Genomic DNA, 25,494 nt, shown 5'->3' with positions numbered 1-25,494 from the left:
CCCTGTTTTCGGGCCCGAATCCTCCACTGAGGCTTCGCAATGCGAACGCCCCGGCATCACTTTGGTGTCGGGGCGTGCGCACCTGCGGACGCGCTCCCCGGGCTGTCGGTGGCTCCCGATAGGCTGAATGCATGACCCGTGCCCAGCAGCCAACGGCCCTTGACCCGGCCCCCGACGACGCCCTGGTCGCGGACTCCCGCGAGCGCGCCGTCCGCGCCCTGCTGCGCAGGCCCCAGCTCAAACGCCTGTGGAGCGCCCAGCTCGTCGGCGGGATCGGCGACACCCTCGCACTCCTGGTGCTGGTGCTGCTGGCCCTTCAGGCGGCCATCGCCCAGGGCTCGTTCGGCGGCGGCTACCGGGGCGTGGCGTTCGCAGTGGCGACCGTCTTCGGTACGCGCATCCTGGCGACGCTGCTCTTCGGCGCCGTCCTGCTCGGCCCGCTGACCTCGCTCACTTCGCACGAGGGGCCGCTCGACCGCCGCTGGACCATGGTCGGCGCGGACGGAGTCAGGCTCGCCCTGTTCATCGTCGCGCCGCTGTGGATCGACTGGACGCCGGACAACGCCCTCGCGATGCTCCTGGTGACCGCCTTCGTGACCGGGGTCGCCGAGCGCTTCTGGACCGTGTGCCGCGAGAGCGCGGCGCCCGCCCTGCTGCCGGAACCTCCCCCGGAGGGGGCGACGGTACGACCGCTGCCCGACCACCTGGACGCACTGCGCCGCCTGTCGCTGCGGACGACCTTCCTGGCGATCCCGCTGGCCGGTGCCGCGCTCGTCGCCGCAGGCCTGCTCAACAACCTGCTGGGCTCCGGCCTCGACTGGTTCGGCCAGCACCAGGCGGCCCTCGCCTCGTACGTCGCGGCAGGTCTGTTCGCCGCGTCCCTGTCCGTGCTGACCTTCCTGGAACTGCCCGGCACACGCACCCCGCGCGCGCGTTCGCCGCTGGAGGGGCTGCGCCGGCCCAAGACGGGCACCGGCGTCGACAAGGGCCGTACCGGCGCGATTCCGCTGCTGGTGGCGGCCTGCGTGGCCGTAGCCGGAGCGATCGCGGCCGCCGTGGCCGTCGCCGTGCTGCACGCCAAGGACCTGGGCGGCGGCCCGGTGATGTACGGCCTGATGGTGGCCGCGCTGACCGGCGGTGTCGTGGTCGGTGTCCGTACGGCACCCAAGGTGCTGGTCTCGCTGTCGCGGCGCCGGCTGCTCGCGCTGGCGATCGCCTTCACCGGCATCGCCCTGCTGGCCGCCGGGCTCGTCCCGGACGTCACCACCGTGCTGCTGATCGACGCGCTGGCCGGTGTCGGCGCGGGTGTGGCCGCCAACACCGGGCACACCCTGCTCGACCAGGAGACCGAGGAGTACCGGCGGGCGCGGACCACCGAGCATCTGCACGCGGTCGTGCGGGTCGGCGTGGCGCTCGGCGCGCTCGTCGCCCCCGTGGTGGCCGCGGCGATCGGTCCGCACCGGCTGGTGAACGGCAAGTTCGTGTTCGCGCACGGCGGTGCCGCGTTCACCCTGATGCTGGTCGGCGCGCTCCTGCTGCCGGTCGCCGCGCTGGTGCTGGCCAAGGTCGACGACCGGTCCGGCGTCCCCCTGCGGCACGACCTGCGGGACGCGCTGCTCGGCGGCGACGACCCGGTGACCGTGCCCGCCGACAATGGCTTCTTCATCGCGCTCGAGGGCGGCGACGGGGCCGGGAAGTCCACCCAGGCCGAGGCGCTCGCCGAGTGGATCCGGGCCAAGGGCCACGAGGTCGTGGTGACACGCGAGCCGGGGGCGACCCCGGTGGGCAAGCGGCTGCGGTCGATCCTGCTGGACGTGTCGAGCGCCGGGCTCTCGCACCGGGCGGAGGCGCTGCTGTACGCGGCGGACCGCGCGGAGCACGTGGACACCGTGGTCAGGCCCGCACTGGAGCGCGGTGCGGTCGTGATCTCCGACCGGTACATCGACTCCTCCGTGGCTTACCAGGGCGCCGGGCGCGACCTGTCCCCGACGGAGATCGCCCGCATCAACCGCTGGGCGACGGACGGTCTGGTGCCTCATCTGACCGTCCTGCTGGATGTGTCCCCGGAGATCGCCCGTGAGCGGTTCACCGAGGCGCCGGACCGGCTGGAGTCGGAGCCGGCGGAGTTCCACGCGCGCGTGCGGTCCGGATTCCTCACGCTGGCCGCCGCCGACGCCGGGCGGTACCTGGTCGTGGACGCGGGGCAGGAACCCGAGGCCGTCACCACCGTCGTACGGCATCGGCTCGACCAGATGCTGCCGCTGTCCGAGCAGGAGATCCGGGAGCAGGAAGAGGCCCGGCGCAAGGCCGAGGAGGAAGCGCGCCGCAAGGCCGAGGAAGAGGCCGCGCGCAAGGCCGAGGAGGAGCGCCTGGAGCGTGAGCGCCAGGAGCAGCTGGCCCGGCTGAAGGCCGAGGAGGAGGAGCGCAAGCGGCGCGAGCTGGAGGAGGCCCAGCGACGCGAGGCCGAGCGGCAGGCGGAGGAAGCCCGGCTGCGGGCCGAGGAAGCGCGCAGGCGGGCAGAGGAGGAGCGGGTACGCCTTCTCGCCGAGGAGAAGGCGCGCGCCGAGGAAGAGGCACGGCGCAAGGCCCAGGAAGAGGCCGCCCGCAAGCGGGCCGAGGAGGAGGCGCGACTGCGTGCCGAGGCCGAGGAGCGGCGGCTGGAGAAGCAGCGCAAGGCCGAGGAGGCATTGCTGCGGGCGGAGGAGGCCAGGCGGCTCGCCGAGTCGGCGGCCGCGGCGGCGGAGGCGGGGCCCAAGAAGGCCGCCGCTCCCGCGGCGGGGATGGACGCGGCGACCGTGCCCACGCCTGTGGTGACGCCGACGAACGCGTCGGGCGGGCCGGTGGACGAGACGGCTGTGCTGCCCCGGGTGTCCATGGAGAAGGACGACGAGGATGCGTCCGCAGGTGAGGCTTCCGATGGCTCCGCCTCCGACTCCGACGTGACGGCCGAGCTGCCTCAGCCGCCGGTGCCTCCGGGGGCGGCGGATGAGACGGCGGTGCTGCCGCCGGTGCCTTCGGGTGCGGCCGACGAGACCGCGGTGCTGCCGCCGGTGCCTCCGGGTGCGGCGGACGAGACGGCTGTGCTGCCTCCTGTGACGGGGGACGGGCCCTCGGATCGGGTGCCTCCGGGGTACTTCCGCGACGAGGAGCGGACGCGGGAGCTGCCGCAGGTCGACGAGACGGGGACGCCTCGGCGGAGGGCGCGGTCGGACTGGGCCGAGGAGACGCCGTTGGACGATCTGCCCACGCTCGCCGACGAGCTGCTCGGGCCACATGACGACGAGTACGGGGACGAGCGCGGCCGACGTCGGGGGCGCTAGTGCTCTGACCGCAAAGGTTCACCTGGTTTGCTGCACTCCTGGCGGGGACGACTTCTTGCGCTGGCTCTCGATCTCGGCAGACAGCACGACCATGTTGTGCAGATGCGTGTAGTACTTGGCCGCGTACTCGTCGTCGATCGCCGGAAGGACCTCCCCGAACGCCGACGTCAGCCGCGTCAGTCGTGCGTGGGCCTGTTCGCTGAGCAGGTCTTCGTGTACGCAGGCGGCGTAGGCATAGGCGTCCGAGTCGAGCATCACCATGTCCCGGCCCTCGATGTCCAGGCCGCGGAAGCCGGGCGGGAACGGCCTGACCATGTGCTCTGCCATCATCTGCGCAAGCGCGTCGAGCTTCTCATCAAGCATGGGGAGATCCTGCCAGGCAACCCGGCGAACCTTTGCGGTCACAGCACTAGCGGTTGTTCTGTGGGTGTGGGTGTGGGTGCTGGTGCGTTGTGGCCGGCCCCCCCACCGGCCCGCGGCCGACAACCGACCGTCGGCCGCGTTGTCAGTGGTCGCCCCCACAATGGATCCCGTAGCGCGAAACGTGACGAAAGGGCGGCGTGACCCATGACCGTATGGGACGACCTGGTCGGCCAGGAGCGGGTGAGCGAGCAGCTCGCGGCCGCCGCTCGGGACGCCGACGCCCAGGTCACCACCGGCACCCCGCCGCCCGAGGCGTCGAAGATGACGCATGCCTGGCTGTTCACGGGGCCGCCCGGAGCGGGCCGGAACCAGGCGGCGAGGGCCTTCGCGGCCGCACTGCAGTGCGTCAGTCCGGACCGGGCTCTCGGGGGAATCCCCGGCTGCGGGTTCTGCGACGGGTGTCATACGTCACTCATCGGCACCCACGCCGACGTCACCTCCGTGGCCGCCGTCGGCAGCCAGATCCTCGCCGACGACATGCGGGACACCGTCAGGAAATCGTTCACCTCGCCGGCGACCGGCCGCTGGCAGATCATCCTGGTGGAAGACGCCGAGCGGCTCAACGAGAAGTCGGCCAACGCGGTCCTCAAGGCCGTGGAGGAGCCGGCCCCCCGTACCGTCTGGCTGCTGTGCGCGCCGTCCATCGAGGACGTCCTGCCGACGATCCGCTCCCGCTGCCGCCACCTGAACCTGAGCACCCCCTCCGTGGAAGCCGTCGCCGACATGCTCGTGCGCCGGGAGGGCGTCGAGCCCGCCGCCGCGATGGCCGCCGCCCGTGCCACCCAGGGCCATGTCGACCGGGCCCGCCGCCTCGCCACCGACCCGGCCGCCCGCGAGCGCCGCGCCGCTGTACTGAAGCTGCCCCTGCGCGTCGAGGACGTCGGCGGCTGTCTCAGGGCGGCACAGGAACTCGTCGACGCGGCGGCCGACGACGCCAAACAGCTCGCCGAGGAGATGGACGGCAAGGAGACGGAGGAGCTGAAGGCGGCGATGGGCGCCTCCCAGGGCGGCAGGATGCCCCGTGGCACGGCGGGCGTGATGAAGGACCTGGAGGACAGACAGAAGCGCCGCCGCACCCGCACCCAGCGCGACAGCCTCGACCTGGCCCTGACCGACCTCACCGCCTTCTACCGCGATGTCCTCGCCCTCCAGCTCGGCTCACGGGTGGCGATCGCCAACGCGGACGCCGAGGACGCCCTGGAGCGGCTCGCCCGCGGCAGCTCCCCGGAGACCACGCTCCGCCGTATCGAGGCGATCGGCGCCTGCCGGGAGGCCCTCGACCGCAATGTGGCCCCGCTGCTCGCGGTGGAGGCGATGACGATGGCGCTCAGAGCGGGCTGAGCTCCGGCGGGTGATCACGCGTTGACGGCGTCACTCGTACGGGCCCTCTCGTTCACTGACGGCATGTGATCCAACGCGGAGAGTTAGGCTCGCTCGATGCACATCAGGCGAAACCCCCGCCACGTCGGCCGGAAGCTTCCCGTTCGCAAGGCGCGCACGGCCCGTACCGGCGGCGCCCTCCTGGCCGTCGCCGCGCTGCTCACCTCCGCCTGCTCCGCGGGTGCTTCGACGAATGCGGCCACCTCGGCCGCCGACGTGGCGCTGTCCGCGCTGCCGCGGTCGACACCGGCCGCCCTCACGCCGTACTACGGACAGAAGGCGCGCTGGCACAGCTGCGGGGACCCCGGTTTCGAGTGCGCCACGCTGAAGGTGCCGCTCGACTACGACAAGCCGGCCGACGGGGACGTCCGGCTCGCCGTCTCCCGCACGAAGGCCACCGGGCCGGGCAAGCGCCTCGGGTCGCTGTTCGTGAACCCGGGCGGACCGGGCGGCTCGGCGATCGGCTACCTCCAGGCGTACGCCGGGATCGGCTACCCGGCCGAGGTGCGGGCCCGCTACGACATGGTCGCGGTGGATCCGCGCGGAGTCGCCCGCAGCGAGCCCGTCAAGTGCCTCGACGGGCGGGACATGGACACGTACGCCCAGACGGACATCACCCCCGACGACCCACACGAGACCACCGAACTCGTCGACGCCTACAAGAAGTTCGCGGAAGGGTGCGGCGCGCACTCGGCGAAGCTGCTGCGGCATGTGTCGACGGTCGAGACGGCCCGGGACATGGACATCGTGCGGGCGGCACTCGGTGACGCGAAGCTGAACTACGTGGGGGCGTCGTACGGGACGTTCCTCGGGGCGACCTACGCGGGACTGTTCCCCGGCCGCTCGGGACGGCTGGTGCTGGACGGCGCGATGGACCCCTCGCTGCCCGCGAGCCGGCTGAACCTCGACCAGACGACGGGCTTCGAGACGGCGTTCCAGTCGTTCGCGAAGGACTGCGCGCAGCAGCCGGACTGCCCGCTCGGCACGAAGACCACGACGACCGCGCAGGCCGGACAGAACCTCAAAACCTTCTTCGCCAAGCTGGACGCACACCCGATCCCCACCGGTGACGCGGACCGCCGCAGCCTCGGCGAGGCCCTCGCCACGACCGGCGTGATCGCCGCGATGTACGACGAGAGCTCCTGGGCCCAGCTGCGGGAGGCGCTCGGTTCGGCGATGAAGGAGAAGGACGGCGCCGGGCTGCTGGTCCTCGCCGACAGCTACTACGCGCGGGGCGCCGACGGCCGCTACAGCAACCTGATGTCCGCCAACGCGGCCGTGAACTGCCTCGACCTCCCGCCCGCCTACGACAGCCCTGAGGAGGTCGAGAAGGCCGTCCCGACCTTCGAGAAGGCGTCCCCCGTCTTCGGCGAGGGCCTCGCCTGGGCCTCCCTCAACTGCGCGTACTGGCCGGTCGGGCCCACGGGTGAGCCGCACCGCATCGAGGCGGAGGGCGCCGCCCCGATCGTCGTGGTCGGCACCACCCGCGACCCGGCCACCCCCTACCGCTGGGCCCGCGCCCTGGCCGCCCAGCTCTCCTCGGCCCGCCTGCTCACCTACGAGGGCGACGGCCACACCGCCTACGGCCGCGGCAGCACCTGCATCGACTCCGCGATCGACGCGTATCTGCTTCGCGGTACCCCTCCCGTGGACGGGAAACGCTGCTTTTAGCCTGGTCGCCGGACCGTCCGTGGGTGCCCCGAGGGCTGGTGCGGAGCACCCCCGGAAACTGTGTAGACTTACCGACGTTGCTGATCGCACCATGGTGCGGACGGCGCGCCGCCTTAGCTCAGATGGCCAGAGCAACGCACTCGTAATGCGTAGGTCTCGGGTTCGAATCCCGAAGGCGGCTCTGTGAAAGCCCTGGGACTCACTCGCCGTGACCTGGGGCTTTTGCTTTTACTGGATACGGCGGCGACGCCGGGCGCGTGCCGCGCGGCGGTCCCCAGTCTCAGTTCTAGTCTCAGTCGCGGGCTCAGGTGCCGTCGCTTGGGCGGGCAGGAAGGCGTCTCCCATCCGGCGCATCGCGTCCTTCGAGAGGTGCGAGCGCCCCTTGACGTAGCGGCGGGTCTGGCTGATCTGGGTGTGCCGCAGGATCTCCATGATCGTGGGCATGTCCACCCCCAGCTCGTTCAGGATCGTGCCGGCTGTGTGGCGGCTCCCGTCGTAGAGGCGACGGTCGGCAATGCCTGCCTCCGCCAGTAGTTCCTTGAACTCCTCCCAGTCGTCGCGCGGGTCGATGGGTCGACCGTCGACCCGGGTGAACACGGCCTCGTGCTCCTGCCACAGTTCGCCGGCCGTCTCCCGTAGTTCGTCCTGCTGCGCCTTGTGCGCGAGCAGGTAGGGGATGAACGCGGGCGGGATCGGCACCGGGTTCGTGCTCTTCTTCGTCTTGGGGCGCGTGAAGGCCAGACCACCGCCCTTGCGCTCGGGGCAGATGCTCGCGTGCTTGACGCACGTCTTGGTGCACGGCTTCGGGCAACCGCGCTTGTACCCCTTGTGGGTGGCGCAGTCCGGCGGGCAGGGCTCGAAGCGGTGCAGGCGTGCCCCGCACGCGTGCGCGTTCCCGCAGCCGTGCCGCCACGTGAGCCGCTGAAGTTGCCACCTGGGGTGGAACAGCTCCGCCTGGAGGTCGACGTATGGCCACCGCAGTCCCAGGGTCTCGCCCTGCCGGAAGCCCATCCCGACGCCGACGATCCAGCGCATGAACGTGGGCCGCTTGGCCGCCGCTTCCAGGAAGGCTTTCGCCTCTTCCTGGGTGAAGGGGTTGGTCTCGGTCTCGTCGATGCTGGGCGGGTCGACCAGCATGGCGACGTTCTCGCCGATCATCCGCCGGCGGTGGGCAATCTTCAGTGCCCGCGACAGGATGCGGTGCACCTTGACCACGTGGGACGGGGCCCGCCCGGCGTCGAGCATGGCCCGGTACATCTGCTCAAGGTGCTCGGGGGCGAGCTTGTCGATGCGGTGCTTCCCGACGCCAGGGATGATGTCGTTGCGGGTCTTGGACCAATAGTCGTCCAGCGAGCGGGGCTTGAGCTTCAGGCTCGCGATATCGGTCAGGTAGGTCTCCATCCACTGGCCGACCGTGGGCTTACGGCCCGCCTTTGTCGCGCGGCCCTCATCGCGGAGCTTCTCCAGTTCACGGACTTTGCGCCGCACGGCGGGCTCGGTGCGGGCCATGCGGTGTCGGCGGTCGGGGCTCCCGTCGGGGAGCACGCCCATGGTGACGCGGCCGTGCCACCAGCCGTCATCGCCGAAGTAGATGGTGGATTCCAGGTTCGACTTGCGGGGGCTCATGTGTTTCTCCAAGACAGAGGCGGCCCCGGACGAAAGGTCCGGGGCCGCCTTGAGGGGGCTGGGGTTACAGGCTGTCGACGTAGGCCTTGAGGACGGCCACCTTGATGCGGCGGCACCGACCCTGCTTCACGAAGGCCAGCACGCCATCGGCCATGAGTTCGTAGACCGTGGACCGACCCAGCCGCAGGGCTTCGGCGGCTTCTTCGGGGGTGTAGAGAAGGGGCTCAACGGGGCGAACGGCGGTGCTCATGCTGCTTGCCTCCTCGGCGCTTTCTGACGGCAGGGCCGCAATCCGCTGACAGAACTGACAGAACCTCCCCGACAAGCCGCTGACCTGCTGTTTTGGTACGTTTTGGATCTCTGACAGAACTGAATTAAAACCTGACAGAACCTCTTGGGGGGAGGTTCTGTCACAGGACCCCGGGCGGGGCTGCCGGGAGTTCTGTCAGGTTTTAATTCAGTTCTGTCAGAACTGCGATCACGGTCGTTAGTGCAGGTCAGCGGCTTGGGCGGGGGTTGTGTCAGTTCTGTCAGCGGTCTGGGGGTTCTGTCAGGCTCCGCGTGCGATGCGCGGGTGGGTCTCGTAGCGGGGCGAGGGCGGCCGGCCGCCCTTTCCGGAGCGGGGCGGGGGCGGAAGCTGGCGGATCCATCCGTGTTCTTCGAGCAGGGCGAGGGCGGGGTCAAGGTCGCTGATGGCGGGGAAGTCGGCCGGGCGCAGTGTGCGGAACAGGTCGCGCTTGGTGAACTGTGCGGGGTTGGTGGAGACGAGTTGCGCGAGGACGGTCACCGCGGATTCGTGGGCGGGGTCGGCGCTCATGACGCTGAACACGTCCAGGGCGTGCGTGGTGAAGTAGTCGCCCAGTTCGGTGGCGGCGGCCATGGTGGACGCCTCGATGGGCTTGTGCCATCCGTCCTCGGGGTGGGCGGCGAGGTGCAGGAGTCCGGCCATGCGGGCCACGGCGCCGTCCCGCTTGGACGCCCATTTCACGATCGGCGCGAAACTCCCGTCCGGACCCAGACGCGACTCGGTGACCTTCTGAAAGGCCAGGAGGACCGCGTCGGCTTCCGGGGTGAGCTGGATGAGGGCGGGGTCGGTCCAATCCGCCAGCGCGAGCGTGAGGCCAGCCAGGTGCTTGGCGTAAGTGGCGGCGACCTGCTCGTCCAGCAGGGCGGGGGTCAGGCTGCGGGAGCCGACCAGGGACAGGGGCTTGGAGTAGAGGAAGCGGGCGAGCAGACCGCGCCCGTCAGCCCCGTCGATGCGGCTGAGCGCGTCCAAGACTTCCGGCTGCACCGCGAGGCCGATCGTGACGGCCGGCGAGTCGACGTGCTGGGCGCTGCGGCCCTGCCGGTTGACCCTGAGCATGTCTCCCGCGTGGCCCTTGAGGAACATGCCCATGTTGGGCTTGCCCGTGTAGCGGCCGGCGATGATGTCGAACAGTTCCCCTTCGGCGCTCAGGCAGGAGATGCGTCCGCCCTGCTCGTCCAGGAGAGTCCCGACGTTTTCCGGCGTCACGTCGTCCGCGACGAGTTGAGGTTCGGCGGGAATCCTCATCTTGTCGGCGTCCTGGGCCAGTTGGACGGCTTCGGCGGTCAGGGTGTCGCGGTGTTCGGGCTCCGCGTTGGCCGCCTTGCCAGCGGCTTTCTCGGCTGCGGACTTGGCCAGCCTCGCCAGGGTCTCTGCCTCCGCCCTCACGGGTCCGGAGAGTTCGATGAGGGCCTTCTCCGCATCGAGCAGCGGCTGAACCATGAGGTCGAATACGGCGGACTTGCGGTTACCGGGGGGCAGGGCGATGGCGGTGTAGATGTTCACGGGTTCACGCCAGTGGCCGCGTACGCATACCTTGACCCGCCCGCCGGCGGCGGTGGCGAGGACCGCCAGGGCCAGGCATCCGGCGAGGTCCGCCGGGGTCTGGGTCTCCTCGGCGACACCGCACACCATGCTGCCCAACCAGTCGGGGAGGGTATCCACGGGGAAGCCAGGGAGAGGCGGGCGTACCCGGAGGGGAACGGGTTCGTCCCAGGCGGGGCCGGTGATCTGCTCGGGTTCGATGTGCTCGAACCCTTCCCACAGATCCGCCTTCGCGTCGTTGGTCGTCATGCGGCGGTCCTGCCTTCCGGGGTGGGGTTCAACAGCGGGCATGAGGTGCGGTGTTCGCCGTGCGCGGTGACCAATTGCAGGACGGCGGCACGGCCGATGGCGTTTCGCTCGTAGCCGCAGGTGCACCAGGAGCGGGCGGAGGGGGTGACGCTGAAGGATGGCGGCGCGACGATGTCGAGCCAGGCCACGGGGCGGCGCCCGTCGTCTCGGTGCGGGTCAGGGCGAACAGCAAGGGGGACGCCTTCGGCGACGCCCTTTGGCTCGCCCACGGCTGGCGTGTCCACAGGCTGTGGAGCGACAGACTGCCCGGACGGGGTGCTGGTGATGCTCTTCAGGTGGGGGCGGGAGGGGGCGTTCATGCCGCATCCCGGCGGCGCTGGTTATGGGCAATGGACCAGTTGAGTGCGCTGCGCAGGGTGGAGCGGCACTCGGCGACGGTGAGGCCGGCCGCCTCCCCCGCCTCCTGAAGAGCCTGCTCAACTACATGCCGGGGGAGGTCGCCCCACGCGACGAACCGGCCCAGGGCGCGCGCGGCCCGGAACAACGCGGCCTCCCGTCCGCCGTGTTGGGCCGAGGCGACGGCGCGTGCCTCACTGGCAAGCGCAGTGTCCGCGTATCGACTTGATTGCCCCGATACGGCCACCGAGGGCGCCTGTACGGCCCTAGGGGCCGGTTTCAGGATGCTCAGCAACCACGAGGGCATAGCGGCCGTCATGCGGGCGCCTATGGCTTCGTAGCGTCCGGCGAGTGTGATGCTGCCCGCCGCGACGACGTAGCCGCCCCACGCGCGGGTGTCGACCAGCGGTGCGAGGGTCCCGGCGGTGTTGGCCAGCTGGATCCCGAACGGGCCTTGGAGGTAGAGGTGTTGGCCTCCGCTCGCGGTCCGCACCCGGTAGGTGTCGGGGACGGTGTGCCCGGTGCGCTCGCAGAGCGACTCAAAGGCCGTCACGCCGTCAGGCGTGCCCTCACTGCCCTTCTCCTTGGGCATGTCGAGGTCGACGACGACCAGCCCGGAGGGGCCGGTGGCGATGCCGACGTTGTACGGAGCCCTTGTCCAGGCGGCACCGATGAGGTCGGGGTTGGTGGTGGCGCGCTGTTCCCACTTGGCGTGACCGCTCTCGCACGGGCCGGTGCGGGGGCAGGCGGCCTCACCATGCAGTGCGGGCCGCTTGGTGCCGGGCCGGAGGGGGAAGACGTGCCAGCCGTGGGCGGCGGCGGTCAGGGCGGCTTTCAGCAGGTGCTCGTTCATGCGACGACCCCCAGACGGGCCGGGGTGAGCTGGATGAGGGCGGGCCGGCCGATCCATTCGGTGTAGGCCGGGGGGATGCACTCGCGGATGCCGTCGCGGTTCATCCACGGCACCCCCAGCACGCGGCGGGCGAGGTCGACGCCAGAGAAGTTGCCGACGAACTGGCCGTAGTGGCCGGGCGGGACGGGGCGGCCCATCTTGGCCTGCGGGACCTTGTGAGCAGGATGCTGCGGCTGGTTGAGGGTGAGGCCGCCGCCGGTCTCGAAGTACCGGTGACGGTAGTTGGCCAGGCGGAACATCTGTCCGCACAGCATCACCGGGGCGTGCAGCTTGGGCACCGCGCCGCCGACGTTCTCCATCACCCACGGGCGCCCGGTGGTTTCCAGGGCGGTGCGGGTGGGGCCGATCAGGTCCGGGTGGGCGTTGTTCTGGATGCGCTGGCAGTCGGTGTCGTGCTGGCACGGCGGAGAGGCGTGGATGAAGTCGAACGCGGCTCCGTGGGAGAGGACGAACGCGATCGCGTCCGCCTGCACGAACCGGAACGGGTAGCGGGGCTGCGGATCGATGTCGACGCCGGTCACATCGAACCCGGCGTCGGCGTAGCCCTTGGCCGCGCCGCCCTGGCAGCAGAACAGGTCCAGGAGCGTAGGCCGACGGCCATGCGCTCGTCGGATCAGGGTCGGGTGGGTCATGCTGGAGACCTCCACAGGTCAGGTGATGGCAGGTGGGCAAGGGCGGACCCGTGATCTTTGGCGAGATGAGGGGGTCCGCCTTTGGCGTTTCGGCTTCGTGGGGTGAGTCCTGGCTCCATTGGCACGCGGAGGTGCGTGAGCCGTATCCGCAGGTGCACTCAGGCCGTCCGTGACCGACGCGGCGGAGTCTGGGACGGAGTTCCTTCGGTACGGAAAAATCTACGCAGGAATGCAGGCTTGTCAGCCTGCAGAGTCATGCAATCGTCGTAGCGATCGGTAAATTATGCCCGAAATGTGCGAATGCGAGATACTCGATCAAGCGAACAGGTTAAATCGGTCTTGCCAAGAGACTGCCCGCACTTCCTATAATTTCCCCGGCGTCCGGCTCATGGGCACTTGCTATTCGAGGGTAATCCTGGAATAGTGCTCCTTGTCGTGCGCGCCAACAGCTCCTACCGTTCTCGGTATGGAGCCATTCGCGTTGTACTCGCCCGCTGTTATTTTTATGACGCTTGTCGCTGCGGTCGCGGCCGTTGCCACAGGTCATGACAACCCTCAGGTCCGAGCCGCTGCGCTTCGCGTCTTGGAGATTCTGTGCGGGGGTGGGGCACGCTAAAGAGCTACTAAGAGGGCTCCGGGTGAATAACCCGGAGCCCTCTTCTTTGCTCTTTCTGCCTCAATTTCCACGCCTAGCCGTGGAAGTGGTTGCGCTTGAAGATCGCTTTGCGGATGTTGACCGTGCTCCCGCCCTGCCCGCCGTGCGGCCTGAAGACCTGCACGGCGATCCAGCCGCCGAAGATCACGGCAGCGAGCGTGATGAGCTGAGTGATCAGCGCAGTCAGGGCGGTGATGAAGGTGGTGAGCAGGAGCAGGCCGCCGCACACCGCGAGGAACCCCACGCCCCCGAGGGCGACGTTCACGGCCGCTCGGGAGACGGGCGGCTTGGCCGCGAGGGGTTCGGGCTGTGCGGGGTTGATGGCGTAGCCGGTGACGACACGGCCGTCCGGGAGGACGATGCTCGCGACCGACGGGACGGCACCCGGCTGCACGGCGACCATCGGCGCCGGCGCCATGACGGCGGGGTGAAGTGGGGTCGGCTGGTGGACTTCCACGGCCCGCTCAGCGGACGCGCGGCGGGTGTGCTCGGGGTACATGCGGAATCCCTTCCGGCGGACAGCCAGGGAGGCAGGGACACCCCCTTCAGGGGGTGCTGTGGAGGGGGTTTTCGGGGTCTGACCAGCGGTGCCTCCCTGCCTCCCTGGTTGATCGTTTGTGCAGGTCAGGGCCAGGGAGGCGGGTCAGGGAGGGGATCAGGGAGTTCTCCCTGCCTCCCTGACCCGGGCGGGGTCGGCTCCCTGCCCTCAGGAGGCGGAAGCGGAACCGTCGTCGTCGCGGTTGGCGAGGGCGGCGGTGAGACGGTCACGGCTGACGACCATGACGCCATCGGACTTGTAGGGCTCGGCCCCGGTGCCGTCCAGGACGCGCTTGAGGTCGAGGAACGTCCACCTGCCGTAGGCGCCCTCGTCCAGCGCGGTGAGCCGCTTCAGCACGTCCTGAGTGCGCACCCGGTTCGCGTCGCCGACCACGGAGGCGATGTCGGCGAGCCGGTCGCGCTCCTTGCCCCGCTCGATGACGGTGAGGGTGGTGACGCCGTCGCGCATGGCCTTGGCGCGGTCGGTGATGGCTTCGGCCGCGTCGTCGTCGATGTAGTGCGTGCGCACCGTGATGGACGCCTGTCCGGCCGGGATGTCGATACCGGAGGACGCGAGAACCAACGTGCCCTGATCCAGCCCCGGACGCAGCAGATTGGGGGCGGCGCCGCCATCGACGGCTTTGTCCCCCAGTGCCATGCGGGCCTGGGACTCCGTGCCCAGCGCGAGGGAGGCGCGGGTGTGGGCGCCCTCGCGGACCAGCTTGGGCAGGTTCTCGTTGGTCGGGTCCTGAGTTCCCTGCCACATCAGCACGTTGACCGCACGGCCCTGGTTGTGAATCTTACGAACGGCCATGAAGTACCGGGAGTTGGCCCGTGAGCCGCCGTAGGGGCGCTTCTCGTCGTCCTTGGCCGGGCACATGAACGCCACCTGCGCCTCGTCGACCAGCACGATCAGCGGCGGGAACTGCGTTCCGGGCGGGGACATCAGGCGCCGGTTCATCTCGTCCACGGCGCCCTCGGCCATCTCGGTCACCTGGATCACGTGCTCATCCGTCGGCCCCTGGATCAGGGTGGTGGCGAGCCCGTGGAACATCTTCCAGTCGCCGGCGCCCTTGAGGTCGCCGATGAGGAACTGCACCGACCGGTCCAGGGCGAGCCACAGCGCGAGGGAGCGCAGAGCAACGGTCTTGCCCTGGTTGGACAGGCCGGTGATGAGCAGGTGCCGCTGATACAGGCTCAGCATGGCCGCGTCGCCGCGCAGGTCCTGGCCCCACGGGGCCTTTCCCTTGGCGTAGTCGGCGGTCATCGTGTCGTCGGTGACCAGCGGAGACGGGCCGATCGGCTCGTCCAGCGCACCCGAGTCGGCCACCCACAGCCGCACGGTACGGGCGGCCGTGGGGATCGTGATGAACACCTCGTGCTCGTGCCGGGTCAGGTTCTCCGCCAGCTTGCGGCGCCGCTGCTGCACCTCGTTCGTCGACACCCCCGAGGGCAGGGTGACGTCAACCTCCACACCGCATCCGGCGATCGTGATCGGTCCCAGCATGCTCGCGCCGGCGTCGCCCATCTCCTTGATGGCGTTGCGCATCGCGGGGATGCCGAGATCCCGCAGGGCCTTGACGACGATGGACGGGGTGATCGGTTCACCCTCGCCGGAACGCACGTTGGCCGGCAGAGCCCACTGCGGGGCGGCCTGCTGCTTGCTGCCGACCGTCCACACGGCGAGCAGGGCGAACAGCGAGCCGAGAACCAGCGCTGACGGCCACACGATCTGCACGATGCGGATCAGAGTGGCGATGAAGTCGATGGTCGCCTTCAGCGGGGTGATGACGTCGGTGATGTCGTGGTTGTTGATGGCCATCACGACCCCGAGTGCGACCAGCACGCCGATGCCCATGCCAACGCCGACCCCAACGCTCTTCGCTGCGTCCACCGGGGAGTGGAGCAGGTCCATGCGGCGGCGGTGACGGGCCTCGCGGAAGCGCTGCAGCCGCTCTTCCCACTCCGCCGCGAGTTCCATGTTTCCCGCGGCTTCGGCGGCGCGCATGTAGCGCTCGTAGCGGGAGCCGGTACGGCCGTCCCAGGCGCGGCGGGCCACGATCCGGCCCCCGTTGAACGTGTAGAGGCCATGTCGGACCACCGCGCGCCCGGTGGACTTGGTGCGCTCGTCGGTGGCGATCCGCTTGATGGCGCGCCCCGAGCGCACCCACAGCGGCACGATCGGCGCGGGCGGGGCGTCCGGGACCACCGTCAACGTGGTCACGGACGCGTCCTCATCAGGGGTTTCGGTGGTCTTGCGGAGACTCACGACGTTCTCGGACATGCTGGAAGTACTCCTGACTGCCCCGATCGGGGCGGGAGTTGCGGGAGGGTGCCGGGGTGGCCGGGTCCGTGGCAGGGACGACCACCCCGGCAGGCGAGGCGTACGGGCCGCGCTTCAGGCGGAGGGAAGAGCGCTGGTGGGTGCGGTCACCACCAGCGGGACGGCTTCTTGGGCACGAGGCTCGGGCAGCCGTTGCGCATGTGGTCCACGCACGGCTTGCAGTCCTCGCGCGGCTTGAGGCGGCGGTGGATGCGCGGGTTGTGGGCGTGCTCCCAGCACTGCGGGCACTCACCCGGAGGCGTCTCGCGGGCCATGCTCACCACCACCCCGAGGACTTCTTGGCGGCCTTGGTCTTGGCGGCCTCGGTCACGATGCGCTGCCGCTCGCCCTGAAGCGCGGTGAGTTCGGCGATCAGCCGGGTCTCAGCAGACGTCGAGACCCTGTCCATCTGCTGTTCGGCACGGGCGGCACTCTTGCCACGGGCCACCTTGTAGGAGCCTCCGGCCAGCGCACGCAGCACCTGGCGGCGCTCCTGTCCGGTCAGCGGCCACATCTCACCGTTGCGGACCGCTTCCAACTTGCGCTCCGTCAGCCTGATCTCCTTGTCCAGGCGACGGGTATCGGGCTTACCCATGTCAACTCCCTGTCTGAACAGCGTGGTTGGCGTCGATACACATCCCGCACAGGCCGTAGCGGCGGGAAATGCAGTAACTGAAGGTGATGCCGCACGAGGGGCAGGTGCGGCGGGCGAGCATCGCCAGGGCGAGGGCGCCCCACTTGCGTGAGGTCATCGGCCGTACCGGCAGCGCGAGGTCCTCGCGATACAGGTAGGCGACGCGCGGTGTGCCGGTACGGCGGTTGATCCGCATGGCCTGCGCCGCGATCGGCTGACCGCCCGGACGCAGCCCACGGGCCCGTAACTGCCGGCGCGTAGCGAGCCCGTCCGGGGCCAGGCGCCATGGGTACGTCGGTATCCCGTGGCGGGTCCCGGTGGGGTCGAAGCACTTGCCGTAGGCGCCCGACATCACGCCACTCGCTTCCAGGCCGCCCGCAGGCGGACCTCGGAGGCGGAGTGACCGGACGCGCGGAAGCGGGCCGCCATCTCCCGGTACGACAGGGCCGGTGTCTGGCTGTGCCGGATCCGGTCGACGAGCGCGTCCAGCTCGTTATCGGTGAGCGGGGGCGGCGCGGACTCCAGCGCGGCAACCGACTCGACAGGACCCCACACGGGCAACTCCCAGCGGGGCGTGACGCCGGGTGTGACGCGGCTCGTCACGCTGGTCAGCGCCCTGCCGGTGTCCTCGCCCTGGCGCGCTTCCTCCAGCGTCGACCACGCCCCCGCGAGGGTCTTGGCAGTCTTGGCCTGGACGCGTGCGACGCGGGCTCCGGCGCCCGTCACGGCCGCAAGCCGGGTCTCCTCGGAGGTCGCCTCCGCCCGCAGGCGGGCGCGGGCCACGGCGGCTTCATCGCGGGCCTCCTGCTGAATGCCCCGGATCGCGTCCAGGGCGGCGGTGGTCAGCGCCGTGCGCTCCCACAGGCTGTGGACCAACCACAGGGCCTTGGCCGCGATCGGCAGCCACGCCACCGCCAACCACGCCCCGGCAGACGCCTCAGCGGTCAGCGCATGGGCGATGAGGAAGCCGGTGGCGATCAGGCCGAACAACCAGCCCACGGCGGTCACGACACGGCTGTGGTCGCCCTGGGCGGCCAGGCGCCGTTCGTAGGCGAGGGTGGCCAACCATCCCCCGTCGATCCCGAGACCGACGACCAGGGCGACCAGCCACGGCACGGCCGTGCCCAGCCACATCATGACCACAGCGAGGGTGAGCACCATCGAGACGGCCGTCATCGCTACGGCGGGCAGCACGGTCTTGGTGGTCTTGGTGTTCATGCCGCACCCCCGATCACGATCAGGAGGGCGAGGGCGAGCAGGGCACCACCGGTCAGGGTCAGGTCGACCGCGCGGCGCAGGCCGGCGAATTTGACCACCGCGAGGCGGGACAGGCCCGCGATGTCGGCGGCGAGATCGCTGGAGACGGCCTGGCTGATCTGGTCGGGGGTGAGGGTGGCCCACAGTGGGAAGCCGTGCCGGCCGGACAGGTTGGGCCGTACGGAGCGCAGCAGCAGACCGGCCGCCGCGATCAGCAGCGTCATGCCGAGTCCGCCCACGGCGCAGGCGAGCGGGTTCAGGGGCAGGTCGCGGGCGAGCGTCCATGCTCCGGCCAGCACCGCGCCGACGAACGCCAGCAACAGGGCCGTCTTGTTGTCGGTCCGCGCGATCTCCGCCTTCACCTCAGCGTGCGCGGCCGTCAGCTTCGGGTCGGTGGTGCTCATGCGCCTACCTCCGGCAGCGTGACGCCGGGGGTGCGGTTGGCCAGGGCCCGACGCTCGCTCAGAACGCGGTTGCGGGCGCGGCGGATGCGGCGGGTGTCCAGCTCGTTGGGCAGGCGGTCAAGCATGATGATCTGCGCGTCGATCAGGTCGACGTCCGCCAGGATCAGCGGCATCTCCGCCTCGATGGCGTCCAGCTCACCGTTGGTCGGTTCGATCCAGTCGGCGAACGCGGTAACAGCGTCCTGAACAGTAACGATGTGGTCCATTGGGTCGTGGTCTCCCTTGCAGGTGGAACGGCCCGAACAGCGGCCCCGGAGTTGCACCTCCGGGGCCGCGCGCCGTTGAAGTCGGTCATTCCGGCTCCCCTCAGCGCCGCTCGTTCGAGACGAGCGACGGAGGCAACCGGTCGCAGGAGTGCTGCGAAGAGTTGCGGTCGCGCTGTACCGCGCACGGGACAGAACCCATGCGCGCCCGCCCGCTTGCTTGCGGAGGTGGGACGGGCTCCCCTCAGGACCCATCGACCACCCGTGTGCAGGTAGCTGGGTCCGCACGCTGTTGAGTTCTCAACCAATGCGCGCTCACTTCGTACTCGCCCCTGCGGGCTTTCCTCCGGGCGCTGTCGGCGCAGGCAGGCACACTCAATGGTGTTGCACCACCTGCTCAGCTTGTTGGTACAAGCTGATGCAGTGATGCTGCACCCACGGACAGTGAGTCGTCAAGGGGGTTGGGCCTGCATGTACCAACAAGTTGCGCGAGTGCGTCATGATGAGGGCATGAGCAAGCAGCCGAAGTACCGACAGGTCGCGGACGTCCTACGCCGCGAGATCGCTAACGGCACCTACGCGCCCGGCGCTCGGCTGCCTTCGGAGAACGACCTACAGCAGCGGTTCGACGCGTCGCGGAACACCATCAGGAACGGCCTAAGCCTGCTGGTCGGCGAGGGCCTCATCTCGTCCAGCCAGGGACTTGGCTACGAGGTGAAGTCACAAGAGGTGTTCGAGCTCAACGCGTCCCGCTTCGAGAACCTGACCTTCCCGCAGAACGGTGACGCCTACAGCACGGACGTGACCAACGCGGGGCGACGGCCGCACCAGACGTTCCGAGTCGAGATGCTGCCGGCGCCCCAAGAGGTCGCTGAGCGCTTGAAGGTCGCGCCCGGTACGACGGCAGTATTGCGGTTTTGTCATCGCTACGTGGACGACGTTCCTTGGTCCACTCAGGCGACCTACTATCCATCGTGGCTGGTGGACGCATCACCGCGACTGGCTGAGCCTGGAGACATTGCGGAGGGCACAACCCGATACCTGGCTGCTCAAGGCATCGAGCAGATCGGGTACTTCGACGAAATTGCCGCGCGGATGCCGACCCCGGAGGAGGCACGGCTGTTGGAGGTCGGAGCAGGCGTACCGGTCCTGCTCTGGACGCGAACCGGCTACTCGGCTGACCGCCCGATCCGGTGCACCATCACCACCTTCCGGGGCGACCTGAACCGGATGAACTACGAGATCGGCGATCTGGCCGCCCGGAGCGAGAACACGTGATCATCACGCTTGCTGAGCCGCACGACGTAGCCAAGCTGCTGGCCTTCCGCGAGGAGGCCGCCGCTTGGCTACGCGGTCTCGGCTCTGACCAATGGAGCCGTCCGTATCCGGCTGACAAGCTGCTCGCCACGATCGAATCGGGCACCGTGTTCATGCTCCGCGACGGACACACCACCGCCGGCACTATCACGCTCACCCCGGACGCCGAAGACGGCCTCTGGACTGACGATGAACTGACCGAGCCGTCGATGTTCATCAACAAGCTCACTGTCGCCCGCGAGTACGCCGGGCAGAACCTTGGCGGTCGACTGCTCGACTGGGCGGGCGATCGGGCGAAGCGTGCGGGGGCCCGGTGGATTCGGCTGGACGCATGGACGACGAATGACGCACTCCAGCGGTACTACCTAGAGCAGGGATTCACGCACCTTCGTACGGTACGGGAGGGCTCGGCGGTGAACGGTGGCCCACGGGTCTCCGGTTGGCTCGCACAGCGACCGGCACGGTTGGCAGATCACGGATTCACAGATCGCACGCCGCCCCCATCACGGCTCCCATTCGCGGCCTGAGCGGGAAAGACACCCTGCTGCGAGCTCTCCCTGCCTCGTTGATAGCCACGCACTGAACGGTCGCCCACCGTCTCAACGGTGCGACCTGCTTTTTGCGGAGCCACAACCACTCGCGCTAAAGCAAGCCCTCATCCCGCAGACACTCCACCTGACTTGGCCAAAAGAGCCATTCGATCACGCGCAGTCCCATAGTGTATGACGCTATGAACGCTACAGGGCCTGCCGGTTTTTGGAGCTACACTCATCGCGACGACGAGCTTGACAGAGGGCGCATTCGGCGCCTCGCCGAAGCCATCGCGCACGCTTTCGAGATTACAACAGGTGACGAGCTCCATGTATTCGTGGACAACAACTCAATCGCCTGGGGGGACCAATGGCGAGCGCGACTGGATTCCGCTCTCACCAGTACGACTTTTCTGATCCCAATCATTACTCCCAAATTCCTGAAGAGCCAGGAATGTCGCCGCGAAATCATCACCTTCAGCAGCCACGCCGCGAGCCTTGGCCTCGATGATCTGATCCTTCCAATTCACTACGTTGACGTTCCTCAGCTAACTGCGGATAATCCTACCGATGAGGTTGTCCAGCTAATCTCGCGCCGCCAGTGGGAGGATTGGCGTGAACTTCGCCTAGAAGATGAGGATTCCCCAGCCTATCGTCAAGCGGTTAACCAGCTCGCCCTGCGCTTGAAAGAAATTCTGGAAACGCCTCCTCCCGCCGGCCCCATCACGATCCCCTCAAGCGACTCAGGAGCTGACCAGCCGGGATTCCTCGATTCGCTCGCCGAAATGGAGGTCTCACTACCCCAGTGGGCGAAGACGGTAAACGAGTTCGGCGAGGTCCTTAATTCCCTAAACCAAACAACGCTAGACGCTGCAAGTGAATTGCAGCGGTCCGATGCCAGCGGGGGAGGATTCGCGGGTCGATTGCGTGTAACAAACGCACTAGCGGCAGACCTGAGCGAACCGGTCGACCGCCTGACCGAGCTAGGCAGGAGGTACTCAGCAGAGCTATCACGAATCGATCCGGGGATTATTACGATGATTCGCATGATTGGCGAGGGCGAGACCACACAAGAGGAAGAGGCCACGGCTCGCACGACTTTCGATCAGCTAACGGCGATGATCGGGGCATCGCGAGAGGCCGTTTCAAATTTGCAAGGCCTAAGCGAGGCAACGAAAGTTATGGCCTCTGGGAGCCGGTCCTTGCGCCCTCTGATGAACTCAATCCAGACGTCAGTGCAACAGGTGGTCGATGGGCAGACCATGATCGAAGAGTGGGCGCGGATGATCGCCGAGCTCGATTGACTCGGTACCGCGAGGTGCTACCCGCCACTCGGATCCGGAGGATTGACCACCGGTCGTGAGGCACAACCCACCCTTGTTCGGGCCGTCTGTGGGCCGTCCGAGGGGGGCCGACGACGACAAACGAAGACCGGGAACGACAGGTACCCGGTGCAGCCTCAGATGTTCCACCGCAGGCCGGACCCCATCGACCATGCGGGACTCCCCCGCGAGGAAGCCGCGCCACGAGATGTTAGCGATCTGTTCTCGACCTCAGGCCACAGATGGACGCAGCCCGCTGTACATCTGCCGCCTGCTCTCCTCGTCGGTGGGAGCCATACGGCTGGAGCCAGTCTCAGTTCTAGTCTCGATTGCTGCCCGATCTGGCACAGTACAAGCACGTCCATGGACGTCCGGCACGTCGCCTGACCTGCAATGCGAACCCTGTGGCGGACGCTCATGGACTAGTGCGGAACAAGATCGGACAGCTCGTAATGCGTAGGTCTCGGGTTCGAATCCCGAAGGCGGCTCTGTGAAAGCCCTGGGACTCACTCGCCGTGACCTGGGGCTTTTGCTTTTGCCGCGCGTCCTTGGAGAGGTGTGATCTGCCCTTCACGTACCTGCCGGGCGCGCGGGTCGCAGATCACGCTGGGCTGGTCGAGGTCGAGCAGGTGCTGGGCCGCCGCGTCGGCGCTCATGTGGGGTCGCCGCACAGTCCTGGGGGGCGGGGCCGTGGTCGGCGGTGAGGTAGAGGTGGGTGCGCTTGCCGTCCCGGGTCGGTCGGGTACTGGCATACCTCACCGGTCGTGACGCGTTCCATGTCGGCCGGATTGCAAGTGACGCGGATCTCGAACACAGGCTGGGCTTTCGGGGTAATGGTTGGCCATGACGGATGAACGGCAGGCGGGCGTCCCGATGCGTCCCCGGTGGGTACGCCGCACGGGGCTGTTGGCCATCGCGCTGCTCTGGTTCGCCTGCGCCGCTGTTGGATCCCATCTCTGGACAGGGCAACCATGGGGCTCCGCTCTGCTGTTGGCCGCTCTGATGGCGGTTGCATGGACGCTCTCCATGGAGGCCTGGGAACGCAGGAAGTTCGATCGGAAAGACCGTTGACGGTCAGCCGTGGAAGTGGTTGCGCTTGAAGACCTGCACGGGTGTATGAGCGCGGCGAGCGCGGCAATGAAGGTGGTAACGAGTCCGCCGCACACGGCGCCGAACCCGATGCCCCCGAGGGCGATGTTCACCGTCGCGCGCGAGACGGCCGGCTTGGTCGCGACCGGTTCGGGCTTGGCGGGTTCGAGGGTGTAGCCAGTGACGACCCGGCCGTCCGGCAACACGATGCTCGTCACGGCCGGGATGGTGCCCGGCTGCACGGGCACGAGCGGCGCGGCGTGCGGTGCGGCCCACCGGTTCGAAACTCGACCCGACCGAGGCGGAGTTGTGGTCCGCGCAGAGCGCCGCGTGGGAGAGCGGAACCTACGCCCTGAACGTCACCGAGGCCGACGCCGCCGATCTGACCGAGGGCACCGGCCAGCTACGGCACCCTGCCGTGGATCGCCGTGGATCGCCGTGGATCGCCGTGGATCACCGTGGATCACCGTGATCGGAGCGTCGGCGATGTGACGGCACGGAAGCCCCCGCAGGACCGTCCCGGGCCGTTGTTTACGCGTTACCGCCAATAACCGCCCGCCCGCTTTGGCGGTCCGCTGCCCTGCGCCGCCGATCGGGACCCGGCTAACGTCCCGGCATGAGGCGACGCAAGCGCATCGGAACGAGCCGTGCCGTGTCCTTACGACGCGTGCGGGACAGGTCGATACAGCGCCGGGAGGGCTGCCGGCCCGGCGGCTGGCGCAGACGGTTCGGGCGCCGGGCCGAGCAGGCCCGGCCCTGGCTCCAGTTCCTCGCGGATCTCGCCACGCTGCTCGCGCGCGTGGTGCGGTAGCCGGTTCGGGGACGTCTGGTTCGGGACGCCTGGTCCTGACGCCGTGTCCGGACGGACATCCTCCACCCTGGCCGTCACCATGGGGTGGACGGGGATGGACCAGTACGCGGAGGGTGCCGTATGTCAGGAACCGGGCCGGCGGGCGGCTACTCCGCCACGCCCCTCGCCAAGAAGCTCGGCATCAAGGCGGGGCACCGGGTACGGCTCGACGGCGCGCCCGACGGGTGGGACATCCCCGGGCTGCCCGACGACTGCGATGTGGCCGCAGGCGGCTCACATGGTGCGGATGTCGTCCTCGCCTTCCGTCGCGAGTACGCGCGGCTCGCAGCCGAGGCGGACGGACTGGTCGCCGGCCTCGCGGACGATGCCGCACTGTGGATCGCCTGGCCTCGAAGGGCCGCCGGGCACGTCAGTGACATCACTGAGAACGCCCTGCGGGAGGTCTTCCTTCCGCTCGGTGTCGTCGACGTGAAGGTCGCGGCGCTGGGGGAGCACTGGTCGGGGCTGAAGTTCGTGCGGCGGAGGGAGAACCGGCGGGGGTGAGACGCGGTGGGCTGTTCGAGGGTTTCTGGCACCCGTGCCGAGCGAACCGGCCTACCCCACCCGCCCCGCACCCCGCCCCCACATCCCCATACCTGAGAAGTCCTTACCGTGAACGGCTAGCATCGCGCCGGTTGATGCCCGTCGGACGAGGGGACGAGGTGGGGACATGGGCGCGCCGAGGATCGCCGTCGCCGTGGTGACCATGGGGAACCGGCCCGACGAGGTCGACGCCCTGCTGCGCTCCGTGGCCAAGCAGGACATCGTCCCGGCCCGCATCGTGATCGTGGGCAACGGCTGCCGGCTGCCCGAGTTCGCCGAGCGGCTCTCCCTGCCCGGCGAGGTCACCACCCTCGACATCGAGGAGAACCTCGGCTGCCCCGGCGGCCGGAACGTGGCGCTCGCCCGGCTGCGCGACTTCGGCGACGTGGACGTCGTAGTGGAACTCGACGACGACGGCATGCTCGTGGACGCCGATGTGCTGCGCCGCGTACAGGAGTTGTTCGCGGCCGACGACCGTCTCGGCATCGTCGGCTTCCGTATCGCCGACGAGAGCGGCGAGACCCAGCAGCGGCACGTGCCCCGCGTCGGCGCCTCCGATCCGATGCGCGGCGGCTATGTCACCGGTTTCCTGGGCGGCGGGCACGCCTTCCGCATGGCCATGCTCGCCGAAACGGGGGACTGGCCCGCCGAGTTCTTCTTCGCCCACGAGGAGATCGACCTGGCCTGGCGGGCCGCCGACCGCGGCTGGCACATCCTGTACGCGCCCGAACTGCTGCTGCAGCACCCGAGGACCTCACCGGCCCGGCACGCCATCTACTACCGGGTCAACGCCCGCAACCGCGTCTGGCTGGTGCGCCGCCGGCTTCCTCTGCCGCTCATCCCCGTGCACCTCGGTGTGTGGACGGCGCTCACCCTGCTGCGGACCCGGTCGGCGAGTGGACTGCGCGCCTGGTTCGGCGGGTTCGTCGAGGGCCTGCGGGAACCGGCCGGCGAGCGGCGGCCGATGCGGTGGCGAACGGTGTGGCACCTCACCCGGCTGGGACGCCCGCCCGTGATCTGAGGGCTCATCGTCCCGAGGACAGGACGAGGGTCCCGGTCGTTCACCTCCGCCGACCGGGACCCTCTCGCGTCCCACGGATCCGGCCGCGACGGCGACACTCCCCCGAGTTGCGCGTCGTACGCGCGCGCCCTCGGGCCAGATCCGATGTAGTGATCACATCAGGTTGCGCCAACAAATCGCTAACATTGGCCATTGCATCTACGTTTTGTGGTTCGCCGATTGGCGGGAAGTCGACGGCAGCGATGGGGAACTGACTGTGTGCAGGGCCGGGGGCGGTAGCGGATTCCGGC

The 25,494-nt window shown here is 69.1% G+C and carries 26 protein-coding genes, 1 tRNA gene and 1 pseudogene; 11 read left to right on the top strand and 17 right to left on the bottom strand.

Annotation, left to right across the window (positions count from 1 at the left end):
• The first annotated feature begins 131 nt into the window (after positions 1-131).
• Complete coding sequence (gene tmk, locus M2157_RS21905) at positions 132-3,320, top strand: dTMP kinase (protein WP_280866015.1); 3,189 nt, start codon at positions 132-134, stop codon at positions 3,318-3,320.
• A gap of 18 nt (positions 3,321-3,338) precedes the next feature.
• On the opposite strand, the gene M2157_RS21900 is transcribed toward tmk, so the two are convergent.
• Positions 3,339-3,683, bottom strand: coding sequence for a hypothetical protein (locus tag M2157_RS21900; protein WP_280866014.1), 345 nt, complete (start codon positions 3,681-3,683; stop codon positions 3,339-3,341).
• A gap of 204 nt (positions 3,684-3,887) precedes the next feature.
• On the opposite strand from M2157_RS21900, the gene M2157_RS21895 reads away from it, so the two are divergent.
• The 3 genes from M2157_RS21895 to M2157_RS21885 all read left to right on the top strand — a co-directional run bounded on the left by M2157_RS21895 (position 3,888) and on the right by M2157_RS21885 (position 6,975).
• A complete protein-coding gene (locus tag M2157_RS21895; protein WP_280866013.1) occupies positions 3,888-5,084 on the top strand; it encodes a DNA polymerase III subunit delta' in 1,197 nt (398 codons plus the stop codon).
• 96 nt (positions 5,085-5,180) lie between these two features.
• Positions 5,181-6,794 (top strand): alpha/beta hydrolase, encoded by a 1,614-nt coding sequence (locus tag M2157_RS21890; RefSeq protein ID WP_280866012.1) that lies wholly within the window; start codon positions 5,181-5,183, stop codon positions 6,792-6,794.
• A 107-nt stretch (positions 6,795-6,901) separates the two neighbouring features.
• Positions 6,902-6,975: transfer RNA gene (locus M2157_RS21885), tRNA-Thr, on the top strand.
• Between the two features lie 47 nt (positions 6,976-7,022).
• On the opposite strand, the gene M2157_RS21880 is transcribed toward M2157_RS21885, so the two are convergent.
• The 14 genes from M2157_RS21880 to M2157_RS21815 form a co-directional block, all read right to left on the bottom strand.
• Entirely contained in the window at positions 7,023-8,420 is a 1,398-nt protein-coding gene (locus M2157_RS21880; RefSeq protein ID WP_280866011.1) for a tyrosine-type recombinase/integrase, read from the bottom strand.
• Positions 8,421-8,484: 64 nt separating this feature from the next.
• Complete coding sequence (locus M2157_RS21875; protein WP_190171268.1) at positions 8,485-8,670, bottom strand: helix-turn-helix domain-containing protein; 186 nt, start codon at positions 8,668-8,670, stop codon at positions 8,485-8,487.
• A gap of 300 nt (positions 8,671-8,970) precedes the next feature.
• Complete coding sequence (locus M2157_RS21870; protein ID WP_280866010.1) at positions 8,971-10,518, bottom strand: YfjI family protein; 1,548 nt, start codon at positions 10,516-10,518, stop codon at positions 8,971-8,973.
• Positions 10,515-10,706 carry a hypothetical protein gene (locus M2157_RS21865; RefSeq protein ID WP_280866009.1) on the bottom strand — a complete coding sequence of 64 codons (192 nt, stop codon included), beginning with the start codon at positions 10,704-10,706 and terminating at the stop codon, positions 10,515-10,517. Before M2157_RS21865 ends, M2157_RS21870 begins: the two co-directional genes overlap by 4 nt.
• A 167-nt stretch (positions 10,707-10,873) precedes the next feature.
• Positions 10,874-11,767 carry a bifunctional DNA primase/polymerase gene (locus M2157_RS21860; protein WP_280866008.1) on the bottom strand — a complete coding sequence of 298 codons (894 nt, stop codon included), beginning with the start codon at positions 11,765-11,767 and terminating at the stop codon, positions 10,874-10,876.
• The gene (locus tag M2157_RS21855; RefSeq protein WP_280866007.1) at positions 11,764-12,459 is read right to left on the bottom strand and encodes an SAM-dependent methyltransferase; all 696 of its coding nucleotides are present in this window, start codon (positions 12,457-12,459) and stop codon (positions 11,764-11,766) included. The genes M2157_RS21860 and M2157_RS21855 overlap by 4 nt, the downstream gene beginning before the upstream one ends.
• Positions 12,460-13,148: 689 nt before the next feature.
• A complete protein-coding gene (locus M2157_RS21850) occupies positions 13,149-13,613 on the bottom strand; it encodes a hypothetical protein (RefSeq protein ID WP_280866006.1) in 465 nt (154 codons plus the stop codon).
• A 207-nt stretch (positions 13,614-13,820) separates the two neighbouring features.
• Positions 13,821-15,935 (bottom strand): ATP-binding protein, encoded by a 2,115-nt coding sequence (locus M2157_RS21845; protein WP_280866005.1) that lies wholly within the window; start codon positions 15,933-15,935, stop codon positions 13,821-13,823.
• Positions 15,936-16,081: 146 nt separating this feature from the next.
• Entirely contained in the window at positions 16,082-16,249 is a 168-nt protein-coding gene (locus M2157_RS21840) for a pRL2-8 (protein ID WP_280866004.1), read from the bottom strand.
• Positions 16,250-16,251: 2 nt separating this feature from the next.
• The gene (locus M2157_RS21835; protein ID WP_280866003.1) at positions 16,252-16,569 is read right to left on the bottom strand and encodes a hypothetical protein; all 318 of its coding nucleotides are present in this window, start codon (positions 16,567-16,569) and stop codon (positions 16,252-16,254) included.
• 1 nt (position 16,570) lies between these two features.
• Positions 16,571-16,960 carry an RRQRL motif-containing zinc-binding protein gene (locus M2157_RS21830; RefSeq protein WP_280866002.1) on the bottom strand — a complete coding sequence of 130 codons (390 nt, stop codon included), beginning with the start codon at positions 16,958-16,960 and terminating at the stop codon, positions 16,571-16,573.
• Entirely contained in the window at positions 16,960-17,826 is an 867-nt protein-coding gene (locus tag M2157_RS21825) for a protein spdB (RefSeq protein ID WP_280866001.1), read from the bottom strand. The genes M2157_RS21830 and M2157_RS21825 overlap by 1 nt, the downstream gene beginning before the upstream one ends.
• Positions 17,823-18,269, bottom strand: coding sequence for a Pycsar system effector family protein (locus M2157_RS21820; RefSeq protein ID WP_280866000.1), 447 nt, complete (start codon positions 18,267-18,269; stop codon positions 17,823-17,825). The genes M2157_RS21825 and M2157_RS21820 overlap by 4 nt, the downstream gene beginning before the upstream one ends.
• Positions 18,266-18,535 (bottom strand): DUF6284 family protein, encoded by a 270-nt coding sequence (locus M2157_RS21815; protein ID WP_280865999.1) that lies wholly within the window; start codon positions 18,533-18,535, stop codon positions 18,266-18,268. The genes M2157_RS21820 and M2157_RS21815 overlap by 4 nt, the downstream gene beginning before the upstream one ends.
• Positions 18,536-19,042: 507 nt before the next feature.
• On the opposite strand from M2157_RS21815, the gene M2157_RS21810 reads away from it, so the two are divergent.
• The 3 genes from M2157_RS21810 to M2157_RS21800 all read left to right on the top strand — a co-directional run bounded on the left by M2157_RS21810 (position 19,043) and on the right by M2157_RS21800 (position 21,683).
• Complete coding sequence (locus tag M2157_RS21810) at positions 19,043-19,810, top strand: GntR family transcriptional regulator (protein WP_280865998.1); 768 nt, start codon at positions 19,043-19,045, stop codon at positions 19,808-19,810.
• The gene (locus M2157_RS21805; RefSeq protein WP_280865997.1) at positions 19,807-20,376 is read left to right on the top strand and encodes a GNAT family N-acetyltransferase; all 570 of its coding nucleotides are present in this window, start codon (positions 19,807-19,809) and stop codon (positions 20,374-20,376) included. Before M2157_RS21810 ends, M2157_RS21805 begins: the two co-directional genes overlap by 4 nt.
• A 203-nt stretch (positions 20,377-20,579) precedes the next feature.
• Positions 20,580-21,683, top strand: coding sequence for a toll/interleukin-1 receptor domain-containing protein (locus tag M2157_RS21800; RefSeq protein WP_280865996.1), 1,104 nt, complete (start codon positions 20,580-20,582; stop codon positions 21,681-21,683).
• 524 nt (positions 21,684-22,207) lie between these two features.
• On the opposite strand, the gene M2157_RS21795 is transcribed toward M2157_RS21800, so the two are convergent.
• Both M2157_RS21795 and M2157_RS21790 read right to left on the bottom strand, forming a co-directional pair.
• Positions 22,208-22,357 carry a hypothetical protein gene (locus M2157_RS21795; RefSeq protein ID WP_280865995.1) on the bottom strand — a complete coding sequence of 50 codons (150 nt, stop codon included), beginning with the start codon at positions 22,355-22,357 and terminating at the stop codon, positions 22,208-22,210.
• Positions 22,358-22,816: 459 nt separating this feature from the next.
• A pseudogene (locus M2157_RS21790) lies at positions 22,817-23,038 on the bottom strand (hypothetical protein); the annotation flags it as partial.
• Positions 23,039-23,055: 17 nt separating this feature from the next.
• Between M2157_RS21790 and M2157_RS21785 the strand changes: the two are divergent.
• The 4 genes from M2157_RS21785 to M2157_RS21770 all read left to right on the top strand — a co-directional run bounded on the left by M2157_RS21785 (position 23,056) and on the right by M2157_RS21770 (position 25,204).
• The gene (locus M2157_RS21785) at positions 23,056-23,262 is read left to right on the top strand and encodes a hypothetical protein (RefSeq protein WP_280865994.1); all 207 of its coding nucleotides are present in this window, start codon (positions 23,056-23,058) and stop codon (positions 23,260-23,262) included.
• Between the two features lie 144 nt (positions 23,263-23,406).
• Positions 23,407-23,601 carry a hypothetical protein gene (locus M2157_RS21780; protein WP_280863357.1) on the top strand — a complete coding sequence of 65 codons (195 nt, stop codon included), beginning with the start codon at positions 23,407-23,409 and terminating at the stop codon, positions 23,599-23,601.
• A gap of 120 nt (positions 23,602-23,721) precedes the next feature.
• Positions 23,722-24,144 carry a DUF3052 domain-containing protein gene (locus tag M2157_RS21775; RefSeq protein ID WP_280863355.1) on the top strand — a complete coding sequence of 141 codons (423 nt, stop codon included), beginning with the start codon at positions 23,722-23,724 and terminating at the stop codon, positions 24,142-24,144.
• Positions 24,145-24,310: 166 nt separating this feature from the next.
• Complete coding sequence (locus M2157_RS21770; RefSeq protein WP_280863354.1) at positions 24,311-25,204, top strand: glycosyltransferase; 894 nt, start codon at positions 24,311-24,313, stop codon at positions 25,202-25,204.
• Positions 25,205-25,494: the final 290 nt, after the last annotated feature.

The sequence above is a fragment of the Streptomyces sp. SAI-127 genome (genome assembly GCF_029894425.1).
GTDB lineage: Bacteria > Actinomycetota > Actinomycetes > Streptomycetales > Streptomycetaceae > Streptomyces.
Note: the sequence above shows the minus strand (reverse complement) of the source record. Positions and strands in the feature narration are given on the sequence as shown.